Annotated in this window: 13 protein-coding genes; 4 read left to right on the top strand and 9 right to left on the bottom strand. The window is 61.5% G+C overall.

Annotation, left to right across the window (positions count from 1 at the left end):
• Window positions 1–66: 66 nt before the first annotated feature.
• The 9 genes from pheT to HPQ64_RS00665 all read right to left on the bottom strand — a co-directional run bounded on the left by pheT (window position 67) and on the right by HPQ64_RS00665 (window position 10538).
• Window positions 67–2484 (bottom strand): phenylalanine--tRNA ligase subunit beta, encoded by a 2418-nt coding sequence (gene pheT / locus HPQ64_RS00705; RefSeq protein ID WP_172886487.1) that lies wholly within the window; start codon window positions 2482–2484, stop codon window positions 67–69.
• Between the two features lie 79 nt (window positions 2485–2563).
• Complete coding sequence (locus HPQ64_RS00700) at window positions 2564–3217, bottom strand: phenylalanyl-tRNA synthetase subunit alpha (protein ID WP_172886486.1); 654 nt, start codon at window positions 3215–3217, stop codon at window positions 2564–2566.
• 26 nt (window positions 3218–3243) lie between these two features.
• Window positions 3244–4326: a phenylalanine--tRNA ligase subunit alpha gene (gene pheS, locus HPQ64_RS00695; RefSeq protein WP_172886485.1), complete on the bottom strand. Its 1083-nt coding sequence runs from the start codon at window positions 4324–4326 to the stop codon at window positions 3244–3246.
• A gap of 323 nt (window positions 4327–4649) precedes the next feature.
• The gene (locus HPQ64_RS00690; protein WP_172886484.1) at window positions 4650–5708 is read right to left on the bottom strand and encodes an aromatic ring-hydroxylating oxygenase subunit alpha; all 1059 of its coding nucleotides are present in this window, start codon (window positions 5706–5708) and stop codon (window positions 4650–4652) included.
• Between the two features lie 101 nt (window positions 5709–5809).
• Window positions 5810–7546: an adenylate/guanylate cyclase domain-containing protein gene (locus tag HPQ64_RS00685; protein WP_172886483.1), complete on the bottom strand. Its 1737-nt coding sequence runs from the start codon at window positions 7544–7546 to the stop codon at window positions 5810–5812.
• 151 nt (window positions 7547–7697) lie between these two features.
• On the bottom strand, window positions 7698–8057 hold the full coding sequence (rplT, locus tag HPQ64_RS00680; protein ID WP_172886482.1) for a 50S ribosomal protein L20: 360 nt from the start codon (window positions 8055–8057) through the stop codon (window positions 7698–7700).
• A gap of 34 nt (window positions 8058–8091) precedes the next feature.
• Entirely contained in the window at window positions 8092–8289 is a 198-nt protein-coding gene (gene rpmI, locus HPQ64_RS00675; RefSeq protein WP_160776698.1) for a 50S ribosomal protein L35, read from the bottom strand.
• Between the two features lie 264 nt (window positions 8290–8553).
• Window positions 8554–9096 carry a translation initiation factor IF-3 gene (infC, locus tag HPQ64_RS00670; RefSeq protein WP_172888441.1) on the bottom strand — a complete coding sequence of 181 codons (543 nt, stop codon included), beginning with the start codon at window positions 9094–9096 and terminating at the stop codon, window positions 8554–8556.
• Window positions 9097–9335: 239 nt separating this feature from the next.
• The gene (locus tag HPQ64_RS00665; protein WP_172886481.1) at window positions 9336–10538 is read right to left on the bottom strand and encodes a glycosyltransferase family 4 protein; all 1203 of its coding nucleotides are present in this window, start codon (window positions 10536–10538) and stop codon (window positions 9336–9338) included.
• A gap of 51 nt (window positions 10539–10589) precedes the next feature.
• Between HPQ64_RS00665 and HPQ64_RS00660 the strand changes: the two genes are divergently transcribed.
• From HPQ64_RS00660 to HPQ64_RS00645, 4 genes are all read left to right on the top strand, one after another.
• Window positions 10590–11390 carry an alpha/beta hydrolase gene (locus HPQ64_RS00660; RefSeq protein ID WP_172886480.1) on the top strand — a complete coding sequence of 267 codons (801 nt, stop codon included), beginning with the start codon at window positions 10590–10592 and terminating at the stop codon, window positions 11388–11390.
• A 130-nt stretch (window positions 11391–11520) separates the two neighbouring features.
• Window positions 11521–12555, top strand: a complete 1035-nt coding sequence (locus HPQ64_RS00655) for a patatin-like phospholipase family protein (protein ID WP_172886479.1) — start codon at window positions 11521–11523, stop codon at window positions 12553–12555.
• 90 nt (window positions 12556–12645) lie between these two features.
• Window positions 12646–13674 (top strand): penicillin-insensitive murein endopeptidase, encoded by a 1029-nt coding sequence (gene mepA / locus HPQ64_RS00650; RefSeq protein WP_246270230.1) that lies wholly within the window; start codon window positions 12646–12648, stop codon window positions 13672–13674.
• Window positions 13675–13976: 302 nt separating this feature from the next.
• Complete coding sequence (locus tag HPQ64_RS00645) at window positions 13977–14756, top strand: hypothetical protein (RefSeq protein ID WP_172886478.1); 780 nt, start codon at window positions 13977–13979, stop codon at window positions 14754–14756.
• The last annotated feature ends 59 nt before the right edge of the window (window positions 14757–14815 follow it).

Raw genomic sequence — 14815 nt, 5'->3', positions numbered from 1 at the left:
TAGAGAATCGAAAAAGGGCGGTCAGGATAGCACCCGACCGCCCTCGTCGACTTCAGGAGAATGGAATTAGCCGCGCAATGTGCCGCCGGTCGCTTTTTCCACTGCAGCGACGATCCTGGCTGCGACCGCATCGATCTCCTCGTCCGTCAGCGTTTTCTGCCGAGGTTGCAGCGTTACGTCGATGGCAAGCGACTTCTTGCCTTCGGGCATGCCCTTGCCCTGATAGACGTCGAAGAGCGATACGTCAGCGATCAGCTGCTTTTCCGCGCCGCGTGCGGCCTTGATGAGCTTGTCGGCGGCAAGCCCCTCATCGACGATGAAGGCGAAGTCGCGCCGGACCGGCATTAGCTCGGAAATCGCCAGTGCGCCCTTGGAGCGGCTGCCTTTCGACTTCGGCTCGGGAATCCGGTCGATGAAGACTTCGAAAGCCGCGATCGGGCCGTCGATGTCGAGCCTCCCCAGAAGGCCGGGGTGCAATTCGCCGAAGCGGGCAAGGACGGTCTTCGGCCCAAGCCTCAATTCACCGGAGCGTCCCGGGTGGAAGTAGCTAGGGGCTTCTGCGAAGACCATCAGCTTGTCGACGGGCGCACCGGCGGCTGCAAGGGCGGCTTCGGCATCCGCGCGCGCATCGAAAACGGAAACTCGCGGTGCATTGCCGGACCAGTGCCGGTCGGCACCTGTCATCACAGCGGTGTTGCGGCGAACGCCCGAGGCGACCATCGCCTGATGCTCCGGCTGATCGCCGGCGAAAATCTGCCCGACCTCGAAGAGCGCGACATCGGCATAGCCCCGGTCGGCGTTGCGCTGGCTTGCTGCCGCCAGCCCCGGAATGAGGCTCGGGCGCATGTCCGACATGTCGCTTGAAATCGGGTTGGCAAGCTTGAGGTCCGCCCCGCCGCCGCCGAAGGCTTCCGCCTGTTCCTTCGAGATGAACGACCAGGTCACGGCCTCCTTCATGCCGCGCACGGCCAGCGCCCGGCGCGCCTGGTTGCGGCGGATCTGGCCCGTTGTCAGCACCTTGCGGGCGACTGTGCCCCGGCGCGGTAGCGGCGCCGATTTCACCTGGTCGATGCCGGCGATGCGCACGACCTCTTCCACGAGGTCGGCCTTGCCTTCCACATCCGGGCGCCAGCTCGGCACTGCGACCTTCACCGTCTCGCCGTTGCCGGTCACCCAGAAGCCGAGGCGAGTCAGAATGCCCTTGATTTCGGCCGGCGTAAGCCTGATGCCCGAAAGCCGCTCCACTTCGGCGAGCGGGAAATCGAGCACGCGCTCCTCAAGCGGAATTTCGCCGACGAGAATATGCTCGCTCGGCGTGCCGCCGCAAAGCTCGACGATCATTTGCGTGCCCTGATCGAGGCCCGGCAGGCAGTAGTTCGGGTCGACGCCGCGCTCGAAACGGTAGCGCGCATCGGATGTCACGCCGAGCTTTCGCCCCGTCTGGGCGATGTTGTAGGCATCCCAAAGGGCCGATTCCACGAGGACATCGGTAGTCGTCTCGTCGCAACCGGAGTGCTCGCCGCCCATGATGCCGCCGATTGATTCCACGCCGTTGTCGTCGGAAATCACGCACATCGTATCGTCGAAGGTGTAGGTCTTGCCGTTGAGCGCAAGCAACTCCTCGCCTTCGCGCCCGCGCCTGACCACGAGATCGCCCTTCACCTTCGCGGCGTCGAAGACGTGAAGCGGACGACCCCGGTCGAAGGTGATGTAGTTGGTGATATCGACCAGCGCGTTGATCGGCCTCAGACCAATGGCGATGAGCCGTTTTTGCAGCCACTTCGGCGAGGGGCCGTTCTTCACGCCGCGGACGAGGCGAAGCGAAAACGCCGGGCAAAGCGAGGGCGTATCACCGAAGTCGAGCCGCACGTTGACCGGACAGGCGCCTTCGCCCCTGATCTGCGGCGGGCGGTTATCCTTCAGTTTGCCGAGACCGGCCGCGGCAAGATCGCGGGCGATGCCATGCACGCCCGCGCAATCCGGCCGGTTGGGCGTCAGGCCGATCTCGATGACGGGATCGTCGAGGCCCGCCCAGTCGACGTAGTTCACGCCGACGGGTGCGTCCTCGGGAAGATCGATGATGCCGGTATGCTCGTCGGAAAGCTCAAGCTCGCGCTCCGAACACATCATGCCGAAGCTTTCGACATCCCGGATCTTGCCGACGGAAAGCGTCACATCGATGCCGGGCACATAATCGCCGGGCCGGGCGAGAACGCCGACGAGGCCGGCGCGTGCGTTCGGCGCGCCGCAGACGATCTGCAGTTCCTCGCCCTTGCCCGTGTCTACGGTCAGAACCTTCAGCCGGTCGGCGTTCGGATGCTGGCGGGCGTCGATTACCCTGGCGATGGTAAAGGGCTTCAGCGCCTCGGCCGGATTGTGGACCTCCTCCACCTCGAGCCCGATCAGCGTCAGCTTCTCGACGATCTCGTCGAGGATTGCGTCCGTTTCGAGGTGATCCTTGAGCCAGGATAGCGTGAATTTCATCTTCTCATTCTCTTCGTCAGATCGTTTCGTCTGGCGTTTCTCGACCGCGACTTGTGAAGCGGGAGAAACGTTCGATGTTTCATTCGTTGGTAAATCGCCGAAATCGGGGGAATGCTCCCGTACTGCTGTAGCTTTGCGCGAAACGTTCGCCGATCGCGTTCAACCGCTCGGTCCATTTGTTGACCTCGGCCATGGTGACCTTGTCGCCGCTGGCGATGCGTTGGGAGGTCTCGACCTCGATCTGATCGCGCAAAAGGCCGAGTTCCACCTGCGCCGCATGCTCGGCGCGATAGGTGCCGAGCCAGCCAGCCGCCCATGCCCCGACCATCACCAGAAGGGCAGCCGACGCCGTGCCGATCGCCCACCGCGAGATGCCGCTGATCTTGCGCTCCGACAAGACGAGCACGATCGTCGCTATGGAAAGGAAGGCGGTGATATAGATCGCCGTCAGGAAACTGCCGTAGCTTTCCGTCGCCTTCGCCTCGTGCTGGGAGCGAAGCACGGTGATGCGGTCCCTCAGGTAAAGCACCGGATCCGCCGAAGTGCCGAGCGCAGCCGTGAAATAGTCGTCGCAATAGCGCAGGCGGCCCCGCTCCTCGGATTTATCCGCGCAAACTTCAGTGAAGGATCGCGGGGCGGCTTCCGTCTTCGGCGCGATCGCCTGCGCGAACGCCATCGGCGCCAGAAGCACGGCGATCAGACAGGCGAGAATAAGCGAACGCATGCGAGCCATTGGACCCCCGAAGCGGTTGTCGGCGATTAGCGGGTGAGCCCCCCGAAGAGGGTCGGCAGATCGAGCGGGCGGAAACCATAGTGGTCGATCCAGCGCACGTCCGCGTCGAAAAAGGCGCGCAGATCCGGCATGCCGTATTTCAGCATGGCGATACGGTCGATGCCGAGGCCCCAGGCGAAGCCCTGGTAGACATCCGGATCAAGCCCGCAATTGCGGATAACGTTCGGGTGCACCATGCCGCAGCCGAGGATCTCAAGCCAGTCGTTGCCTTCGCCAATGCGGATCTCGTCGCCAGAACGGTCGCAGCCGATGTCGACCTCCATCGACGGTTCCGTGAAGGGGAAGAAGGACGGGCGGAAGCGCATCTTCACGTCGTCCACCTCGAAGAAGGCCTTGCAGAACTCCTCGAGGATCCATTTCAGGTGGCCGATGTGGCTTTCCTTGTCGATGACGAGGCCTTCCACCTGATGGAACATCGGCGTATGCGTCTGGTCGCTGTCGCAACGATAGGTCCGGCCCGGAATGATCACGCGGATCGGCGGTTCGCCATCGATCATCGTGCGGATCTGCACGGGCGAGGTGTGCGTGCGAAGCAACATGCGCTCGCCGTCTTCCTTCGGGTCGAAGAAGAAGGTGTCGTGCATCTCGCGTGCCGGATGGCCTTCTGGGAAGTTGAGAGCGGTGAAGTTGAAGTAATCCGTCTCGATGTCCGGGCCTTCGGCGATGGAAAAGCCCATGTCGGCGAAGATCGCCGTCAATTCGTCGATCACCTGGCTGACCGGGTGGATGCGGCCTTCCTCGGCAGGCGCATTGCGAAGCGGCAGCGTGACGTCCACGCGCTCGGCGAGCAGGCGGGCTTCAAGCGCCTTCGCGCCAAGCTCTTCCTTGCGCGCGGCAAGCGCTTCGCCGACGCGAGCCTTCAGTCCGTTGATCGCCGGGCCCATGACCTGGCGCTCTTCCGGCGTCATCTTGCCGAGCGTCTTCAGTTTTTCCGAAACGCTGCCCTTCTTGCCGAGTGCTGACACGCGCACGTCTTCCAGTTGGGCTTCGGTTTCGGATGCGGCGATCGCCGCCATGATTTCGGATTCGAGGCTTTCCAGTTCGGACATGACCACTCGTTCGGATAGCTGCCCGGATGATGCATACGGGCCAAAGGGGAAATCGACGGGTCTTTTAGCAGAATTGGCCGCAAGTGCCAGCCTTCGCCGGCATGACGCCCGTGCCCGTCGCGGATAAAGAAGAATGGACTGGGATCAGCGCCTAAATCGGCCGCAGGCCGGCCCGCAATGCGCAGGCATGCGAGGTGCGCAAGCGCAACCAGCCGCGTGACGGCGGATTTTCATCATGTCGCTTGCGTGGACCATCGTCATGTCGCGCTTGAGCCAAGTGTTGAAGGCAGCGGAATGTTGCAGATCGATAGCGGAATGGCAAGTCAGCTCATCCAGCGCAGCGTGCGTTCCTTCACCGGATTGCGGAACTCGCGCGCTTCCGCGCCCGCGCTCTTCCATTCTTCCTTGAGCTGCATCCACCAGCGGCCTTGGGTGTCCGCGTCATTGATCAGCATGAGCTTCGGATTGTACTCGAGTCCCTCGCGCTGCTGGATGACGACGCGGCGGTCCTGATCGAGAAAGACCTTCATCAGGTGCTTCAGGAGCGGCTTGAACGGGCCGACCCAGCCCATGGAGGCCCAAAACATCTGGCGCACTTCCGTCTTGTCCTCATCGATAGGCGTGATCGTCGTCAGACCCACGACCGAATGCTTGCCGCCCTGGATATGCTCGATACGCAGGCCCGGAAGCCGGTAGCGGATTTCCGTCGTCACCTCGTCGCCAAGGAGCTTGTAGGCGATGTTTTGCGGCGGCAGCTTGTGGCGCACCATCGCCCAGCCGAGGTCGGACGGCGCGAAGTGCTTTTCCTTCGGACGAAGCTTCGTCGCGTTCTTCTTGAACCACCAGGAGGTGTGCACGAAGGCGGCGTGCGTCGGGTCCATCAGGCCAAGGGCGGCGTGATCGACCGAGCAGACGAAGGGCAGCATGATGGCAAGCTTCGGCGCGTCATCGTCCGCAAAATCCGGCATCCGGGGCGGTTCTGGCTGGCGGCCGTCTTCCGGCGCCTCGCCGGATTCGGAGAAATAAACCCAGATCAGCCCCTGGCGCTCGACGACGGGATAAGCGCCGCAGGAAATCTTAGAATAGTCGATCGTCTGGTACTCATGCGTCGAAGGGATGTCGACGCATGTGCCGGAGGTGTCGAACCGCCAGCCGTGGTAACAGCACTGCACCGTCTCGCCGTCGAACTGGCCATAGCGCAGCGGTATGCCGCGATGCGGGCAGATGTCCTTGATGGCGAAGGCCTTGCCCTTGCTGTCGCGGCCCAAAAGCACCGGCTCGTTCATCAGCGTCTTGGCCAGCGTCTTGCCGGGCTTCACCTCGGCGCTCGGGCAGGCGACATACCAGAGCCCGCGCAGGAGTTCGGCTTTCAGGTTGTTCATCGGACGGCAGTCTCCCGGGGAATGGCGGGCGTTTCGGGCGCAGCCAGCGGTTTAAACGCTCTCGCCCGCCCGCTCAAGGATGACTTTGGCGCAGAAGGATCTTACTCAGGCAGACCGGCTTCACGCAGACCTTCGCAATAATGCTCCAGATCCTCAGACCGTCTGTAGGCGAAGGCGCGTGCGACCCTGGCGATGGAAAACGCCGGATCGAGCTTCAGGATTATCTGCTTCTCTCGCTCGGCGTCCTCCTTTCGCCCAAGCCGCGCGAATGATGCCGCAAGGTGACGGTGGGGGGCGACGAAATCGGGATAGGCTTGCACAGCTTTCCTGGCGGCCTGGATCGCCTCTTCGTAATCGCGGTTCATGTAGTGGGCGAGGCTGACAAGCCAAAAATACCAGGTCGGGTGGAACGGGTTGTACCGGGTTGCACGTTCGATCGCCCTGAGCCCTTCCGTCGGTTTGCCATCGTAGATCAGGTAAAGTCCCTTGTAGGCCATCGTGTCGGCGTCGCTCGGGTTCAGGAGAGCGGCGCGCTGGATGTGGGCTTCCGCCTTTTCGCGTTCGCCCCGGAACAGGTAATAGACACCGAGCCGGCGCTGTGCTTCGCTGTCCTGATCGTCGAGGGCGGCCGCCCGCCTGCAAAGTTCGATCGCCTTGTCGAGGCTGTCGGTAAAGGATTTTGACCAGCCGCTCGTCCATTCGAAGGAATAGGTCGCGGAAAGGCCCGCGAAGGCATGGGCGCAAATCGGATCGAGCTCAATGGCCTTCTCGTAGAGCGCCCGGGATTTCAGCATGTTTTCGCGGCTGTCGTGGATAATAGCACGTGCCTTGAGCACATAGTCGTAGGCGTCAAGGCTCTGCGCCGGCTTGTGGGCCGTATCCCTGACGCTTGCGGTTCTCAGCCGGCCCACGAGCGTTTGAACGATGGCCTCGGTGATTTCGTCCTGCAGGGCGAACAGGTCGCCCAATTCGCGGTCATACCGTTCGGCCCAGATATGACCGCCGGATCGGGTGTCCACAAGCTGCACGGTAACGCGCAGGCGCTGTCCTGCCCGCCGCAAACTTCCGATCAGAAGATATTGCACACCTAAAGCGGTGGCGATCTGGCGAAAGCTATCCCGCGTCTTCTTGTAACGGAATGAGGAGCTCTGTCCGATGACGACAAGTTCCCTGAATCTGGACAGGTTGGTGATAATGTCTTCGGTGACACCATCGGCGAAATAGTCCTGCTCGGGATCGCTCGACAGGTTGTCCAGCGGAAGAACCGCGATGGAAGGCCGGTCGAATTTCTGCCTTTGCAATGGCTTTGCCGGCTGCTCGCCATGCGCCGGATGAAGCGCATAGATATGGAGGGGTTCGGCGATGTTCTTGACCGTGTGTTCGCCCAGATCGTCGAAAGTGGCGTCTATCTTTCCTTTGATCTGGCGATAGACATCGCCCGGAAGGCAGGTTCCGCCAGGCTCCGCCAGCTTTTCCATGCGTGCGGCGATATTCACGCCATCGCCGTATATGTCTCCGTCCTCGATTACGATGTCACCGATATTCACGCCGATCCGATAGGCGAGATCATTTGCGCCATCCTGCTCGGCAATGAAATTCGCCACCACTTCATGCCATTCGATGGCACATTGGACGGCTTCGATGATGCTTGAAAATTCGAGCAGCAGGCCATCGCCCATGAGTTTGACGATCCGCCCGCCATGGCGTGCGATAAGGGGTTCCAGAAAGCCTTGCCGAAGCTTCCTCAGGCGGAAAAGCGTGCCTGTCTCGTCCTCGGCTATCAGGCGGCTGTAGCCGGCGAGATCGGCACTCAGGATCGCTGCCAGGCGACGCTCCATCCGGTGCAATCCTTCTTGTGGAGGATCGTTCGTACCAATTGAGAGCATAAACCGGAATTCGGCTTCGCCCCATCGAGCTTGTGGCAATAACGAAAAAGGCGCGCCCGGTGGCCGGACGCGCCTTTCGGAATTTTCGGCGATGGGCTGACGCTTAAGCGCTCAGCGCACCGCTCGCCTTGTCGACCAGCGCCTTGAAGGCTTCCGGCTGATGGATGGCGATGTCGGAAAGAACCTTGCGGTCCACCTCGACGCCGGCCTTGTTGAGGCCATCGATGAAGCGGCCGTAGGTCAGGCCGTGCTCGCGGACCGCGGCGTTGATGCGCTGGATCCAGAGCGAACGGAAATTGCGCTTGCGGGCCTTGCGGTCGCGATAGGCGTATTGTCCGGCCTTCTCAACGGCCTGCTTGGCAACGCGGATGGTGTTCTTGCGCCGGCCATAGTAGCCCTTGGCGGCCTTCAGAACCTTCTTGTGGCGGGCGTGAGCGGTCACACCCCTTTTGACACGCGACATTTCAAATTCTCCTTGAGGTCTTCAGCTGCCGTAATCAGGCGTAGGGCATGAATTTCCTGACGATACGAGCGTCCTGTTCGCTCAGAACCGTCGTGCCGCGCGCGTCACGAATGAACTTCGTCGTGCGCTTGATCATGCCGTGGCGCTTGCCCGCCTGGGCAACCTTGACCTTGCCGGTCGCGGTCATCTTGAAGCGCTTCTTGGCTCCGGATTTCGTCTTCAGCTTGGGCATTTTGCATCCTTTCTTGTCGGCTGGACTATCAGCCGTTTGTCTTGGAGCGTCTCGTGAGTCGCCTCGGCATGCCCGTTTCGCGGAAAGACGTTCGCCATAAGCGAACGCGCCCGCACAGCCGGACGACTCGGGACCGGGGGCTTATACTGGCCGAACCGGGCGAATGCAAGCGCCAAGCCCATCGATCGGACTGCGCGATAGCGGAAATCAAAAAGGGCGCCCCGAACGGAGCGCCCTTGATAACCGGTGAAGGAAGTTGCCGGCTCAGCGCCCAAGGGGCGCGAGCACCATGATCATCTGCCGGCCTTCCAGCTTCGGGTGGGATTCGACCTTCGCGATTTCCGCCGTCTCTTCCCGCACCTTGTTCAAAAGCGCCATGCCAAGGTCCTGGTGGGCCATCTCGCGGCCGCGAAACCGCAAGGTCACCTTCACCTTGTCGCCGTCGTCGAAGAAACGCTTCATGTTCCGCATCTTCACCTCATAATCATGGGTGTCGATGTTCGGACGCATTTTGATTTCCTTGATCTCGACGGTCTTCTGCTTCTTGCGCGCTTCCGCAGCCTTCTTCTGGGCCTGATACTTGTATCGGCCGTAATCCAGAATCTTGCAGACTGGCGGAACGGAATTGGGTGCTATCTCGACAAGGTCCAGACCAGCTTCACTGGCAATGCCAAGGGCTTCTTCCGTCGGCACGATGCCGCGGTTTTCGCCTTCATGGTCGATCAACTGGACTTCGCGAACGCGGATCTCTTGATTGGTGCGCGGGCCTTCCTTGGTCGGAGGCGGAGCACGAAATGGACGGCGAATGGTCGCTATCTCCTCTAACGTTGAATCTTCAAGTCCGGCTGCCGACACCCCACCCGTTCCGCCCAACCGTGGCAACGCACGCCTGGAAGCGGCTCAGGCCTTTCTGCTGGACCAAATCGCGGGCCTAACACGAATAGCGCCCCGCTTGGTCCGGACGCCGACTGAATGAAAATCCAGTGATTGCGCCGCAAAGTCAACCTGATTCGCAGGAACCCGCGCGTTAAAAATGTTCAAAGGGCTTATCCAAGAAGCCTGTCGTAGAGGGCGAGCGTCGATCGGCACATCGCCTGCCTCGAAAAATTGGCCCTTACATGGCTTGCCGCGCGGCGGGTGAGCTCTTCCCGGTCGTCCGGCGCGAGATCGAGCAGTTTTCGCAGCGTCTCGGCAAGTTTTGCGGAATCGCCCGGTGGAACACGGTATCCGGTCCGCTCTTCTTCCGCCACTTCCGGCGGGGCGAGCACGGTTTCGGGCGCCGCACCCAGATCCGTCGCAATTACCGGCACGCCGGAGGCCTGTGCCTCCACCGCCGCCCGGCCGAAAGCTTCCGGCTCTATGGAGGCGATTACCGCGACATCGGCGACCGCGTGGGCCGCCGGGATGTCGGCGCAATGTCCGACGAGCTTCACCCGCCCTTCAAGCCCGGCGTCCTGGATCCGCTCCTCAAGCTCGCGGCGATAGGCCTCGCGTCCCTGGTCGCCGCCGACCAGAACTGCCACCCAATCGCCCACCCCCTCCCGGGCAAGGTCGGAAAGCGCATCGATCAGCACCCGATGCCCCTTCCACCAGGTCAGCCGGGCGACGTTCAGGATAATTCGGGAATTCTCCTTCACCCCCCAGGCGGCGAGAAGCTTTTTGCCCCGTGTCTCGTTGTCGGCGCTGTTTGAAAACGCTTCAAGGTCGGCCCCCCGGTGGACGACTTCAATCCGGCCGGCTGCAAAGGGGTGCCGGCGGGCGATGATCTCCGCTGTATAGCGGGAATTGGCGATGACGATATCGCCGCGCGCCATCACGGAATTGTAAAGGCCTTTCGCCTGCGATTTCTGGCCGTAAAGCCCGTGGTAGGTGGTCACGAAGGGAATGCCCGTCATCCTTGCCGCCAAAAGCGCGGACCAGGCGGGCGCGCGCGAGCGGGCGTGGATGAGATCGACATTTTCACGACGGATCAACGACGCCAGGCGAAAAGCGTTTTTGGCAAGCGCAAGCGGATTCTTCGTCTTTGCCGGAAATGCGACGTGCTCGCCGCCCGCCGCTTCAAGTTCGGCCACGAGACCTCCAGCTTGCGAAAGCACGATCGCCCGGTCGCCGCGCGCGGCCAAGGCGGCTGCGATGTCGATTGCGGTTCGTTCCGCACCACCGGTCTCCAGTTCCGGGATGATCTGCAGGATGGTGTGGCTCGCCAAGGCAAGGTCCTTTTTCAGGGTATGCGTGTTTGGCCTTCTCATCGCCCGTTTGCTATGCCACATCAAGGCAATAAAGCTGAGGGAGGCCGGTAGATGAACGCGCAGGAACCGCAATATATCACCGTTGGCGAAGGCGAGGGCGCGCGCGAGATCGCGGTGCTGCGCGACGACGGCAAGGGAAATTCGCCCGGCATCTTCTGGCTTTCCGGTTTCAAGTCCGACATGGCGGGCACGAAGGCCGAGCGCCTTGACGAATGGGCGAAATCGCAGGGCAGACCATCAACCCGCTTCGACTATTCCGGCCACGGGGTATCGAAAGGCGCGTTCACGGACGGCACCATCTCTCGCTGGAGCGAAGAAGCGCTTGCCGTATTCGACCGCTACTGCAAGGAGCCGACGATCGTCATCGGTTCGTCCATGGGCGGCTGGATCGCGCTGCTTCTTGCGGTCGCGCACTTGAAGGCCGTCGGCGGAAAGAACAGCCGTATCGCCGGCATGGTGCTGATCGCGCCCGCGCCCGATTTCACCGAAGAGCTTATGTGGAAGCATGAGTTCAGCGAGGAGGTGAAACGCGAGATCATGGAGGAGGGGCGCTTCGAGCGGCCATCCGAATATTCCGACGATCCCTATATCATCACGCGCGACCTGATCGAGGACGGACGAAACAACCTTATCCTGGATACCGATATCGAAACGGGATGCCCCGTTACAATCCTCCAGGGCCAGCGCGATGAAGACGTGCCATGGCGCCATGCCCTTCGCCTCGCGGAAGCGCTGGCGCGTGACGATGTGGTGCTCACCCTTGTCAAGGACGGCGACCATAGGCTTTCGCGCGAAGAAGACATCCTTCGCCTCATCCGGGCAGTGGAAAATCTGACCGCTACGGAAGGTTGATTGCCTTTCCCACCGGAAATTGGCGATGCTGTTTTCGTGCCATTACGGCCACGGCGTTGTCGCAATTTGTGACGACGCTGAAGCGTGTTCGCATTGAACTCATTGATGAAACGACAAAAACGGTAGCCGCATGACCGCAAGAAAGCATTTCATTTTGACGATTGACGGGGGCGGGGTCCGGGGGCTCATTCCCTTGCGTATCCTGGAAAGCCTGGAAAGCAGGCTTGCCGCGCGAGGGAAATCCGCACCCCTTCACCGCTACTTCGACCTGATCGCCGCGACTTCCACCGGAGGCATCATCGCGGCGGGACTGGCGGCGCCCAAGCCGGACGACCTTTCCGGCGCGCCGGCGGCAACGATCGCCGAGTTGCGGCGCTTCTACGAGGTCGAGGCGCGAGAGGTCTTCAAGCCGCGCGGGTTCCTTGAAAAGCTGCTTGCCAACCCCTTGGGGCTGTTCGACGAGAAATATGACGAGCGCCCGCTGGAGCGGGTGCTGAAGGAGCGCCTCGGCTGGACCTCGCTGGCTTCCGCGCTGACCCATGTGGTCCTTACGGCCTATGACATTTCCGCCCGCGAGGCGGTGTTCATGACGAACGGGCGCACCCGGAAGGGCGAGGCCGAGGATGATTACTATTTCTGGCAGGCGGTGCGGGCGACGACCGCAGCCCCCACCTATTTCGAGCCGGCAAGGGTGGAAAATCTCACCACCAACGAAGAACAGGTGATGATCGACGGCGGCGTATTCATGAACAACCCCGTCATTGCCGCCTATATCGAGGCGCGCAAGCTTGGCTGGGCGGCGGAAGATATCGTCATCCTGTCGCTGGGGACCGGCCGCAAGATCGAGCGCGGATATTCATTCCGCGAGGCATCGGGCTGGGGCGTACTCGGCTGGCTGTCGCCGAAGAACGACCTGCCGCTGTTCTCTATCCTGACGCATGGACAGGCGACGACGGCCGATTATCAGGCCAAATGGCTCTTCTCGGAGATGGAGGCGGCGGAATATATTCGCCTCGACGGAGTGGTGCCGAAGGAGGCGGGCGGCATGGACAATACCCGGCCTGGCAATATCATCGAGCTTAACGGCATCGCCGATCGCGTTATTCGCGACAACACGCTGCTGCTCGACGAGATCGCCGACCGCCTGCAGGAGCGTGAGGATTGACGGCCGGCAACCTTTATTCTTAACACGTTCTAAACGCCAATCTCGGCAAGATTCTCAAGGATATTCCGGGGCGGGATCAGGAGGCGGGCCATGCAAAAGATTGTCGGAAGGGGAATGTTGCTTCTGGCGTTCTGCCTCTCTCCCATTGCTGTTTCGGCAGCGCCCTTGCCCGAGGCGAAGCCGGATGTGGCGGCCGTTTCTGCTGCAAGCGCCGCGCCGGCAGCCCTGCCAAGGCCCGCGCCGGAACCTCGAGAGGGATGGAGCGCCAAAAAGGGGTCCGTGGTGCTGCGGAACGTCAGCCGCAATGCGGTCGCCAAGGACCTCTTCGGCAAGATGGATGCTCCCGCGCCCATGCGCCCCTTGCCCATCGGGTCCTATGCCAAGGGGTGTCTTGCGGGTGGCAAGGCGCTTGCGCCCGACGGGCCGGGCTGGCAGGTGATCCGCCTTTCGCGCAACCGCAACTGGGGGCATCCCGTACTGATCGACTATCTTGAAGACTTGGCCGGCGACGCGCCGAAGCTCGGCTGGAACGGCCTGATGGTGGGCGATATGGCGCAGCCGCGCGGCGGGCCGATGACATCGGGCCACTCGAGCCACCAGATCGGGCTCGATGCCGATATCTGGCTGAAGGAGATGCCGAGCCGCCGCCTTAGCGTTCAGGAGCGGGAGAACGTGACACCTATCTCCATGCTGAAGATGAACTCGGAACTCAAAGGTGCCGACCGCGGCGTCGATTACGCCAAGTGGACGGACGATCACGCCCGTCTAATCCGCCGGGCCGCCCAGGACAGGCGCGTTGCCCGAATCTTTGTCCATCCGGGTATCAAGCAGGCGCTCTGCAAGTTCGAGACCGGAAACCGCGCGTGGCTGCGCAAGATCAGGCCGTGGTGGGGGCACCATTACCACTTTCACGTCCGGCTTTCCTGCCCGCCGGGAAGCGCCGGCTGCAAGGATCAGAAAGCCCCGCCGCCGGGCGATGGCTGCGGTTCTGCCCTTGCTTGGTGGCTTTCCGACGAACCGTGGGTGCCGAAGAAGGGCGCCCCGCCGCCGAAGAAGAAACCGCCGATGCGAATGGCCGCGCTGCCGAACGCCTGCACGCAGGTTCTGCTGGCGGAATAGAGCTCATCCCTCCTCCCAACTCGTCATGATGCAGGGGCCTATCGCATACAAGCGCAGCCTCATCGGAGTGAATATGCGGTTCCCGCCGGGCCTCTTCTCATTTGGCTTTCCGGAGGTCGGCATTCATCGGCATAAAAATCCGGCCGATTGTGGATGTTAACTTTATTTATTAAAAGTTGAGACGATTTTCCATCTAAACTGTAAAGTTAAGAATTCGATAACAAGCAACAAAGATCGTTTGATAACGGCGTTACAAATCAAAGACATTGCATTTCGCAATGCGGAACGGAACGGGACGTGTCATGTCAACCGTCGAAGCCGATGGCGGCCCTTGCAAGCGCGAGGTCGAAGCTAGTGGCGCTAAGTTGCCCGCGCAGGACAGCTTGCTCGGGATTAACTTGCGCGTAGGATCGATATTCAGGATATTGGCGCTGGCGACCGCTGGCCTCGTCGTCGCCCACACGGGCTTTCAGCTCGCGGTGCATTTCGGGTTGCGCTCGCCGCAGTCCGGGCTTGTTCATCTGTTCAACATGGACGATGAAAATAATGTCCCGACCCTGTTTTCGTCATTCCTCCTGTCTGTCTGCGGCGTGCTTGCATGGTGCGTCGGCGGCGAAATGCATGCCCGCGTGAGAGGCGACAGGAAATTCTGGTTCGGACTTGCCACCATATTCCTGTTTCTGGCGGCCGACGAGGCGTTGCGTCTCCATGAAATGCTGATTTCGCCCGTCCGTGCCGCGCTTGGCACCTGGGGCGTGCTTCACTTCGCATGGGTGGTTCCCTACGGTGCGCTGCTGATCGTTTTTGCGCTCGCCTATTGCCGCTTCGTGTTCAGGCAGGAGCGAACGCTCAGGAACGGCATGATTATAGCGGGTCTGGTCTATGTGTCCGGCGCGCTGGGCATGGAACTGATCGGGGGCTATTACCACGACGCCGTCAATGGGCGGGTCGACGCGATCTACGTCACGATGACGACGGTGGAAGAGACGATGGAGATCGCCGGGCTTCTTATCTTCGCACATACGCTCATGGCATATCTTGAGAGAACGATTTCCGGTATGCGCCTGTCCTTTACGCGTTGACCCGGATAAGGGCATGGCGCTAGCTACGTCCGGACGTCTGCGCCCGGAGGTCGCCGGGG

Origin of the sequence: Hongsoonwoonella zoysiae, assembly GCF_013266695.1 — a bacterium.
In the GTDB taxonomy this organism is placed as follows: domain Bacteria; phylum Pseudomonadota; class Alphaproteobacteria; order Rhizobiales; family Stappiaceae; genus Hongsoonwoonella; species Hongsoonwoonella zoysiae.
The sequence above is the reverse complement of the archived record's forward strand: the minus strand, read 5'-3'. Positions and strand labels throughout refer to the sequence as shown.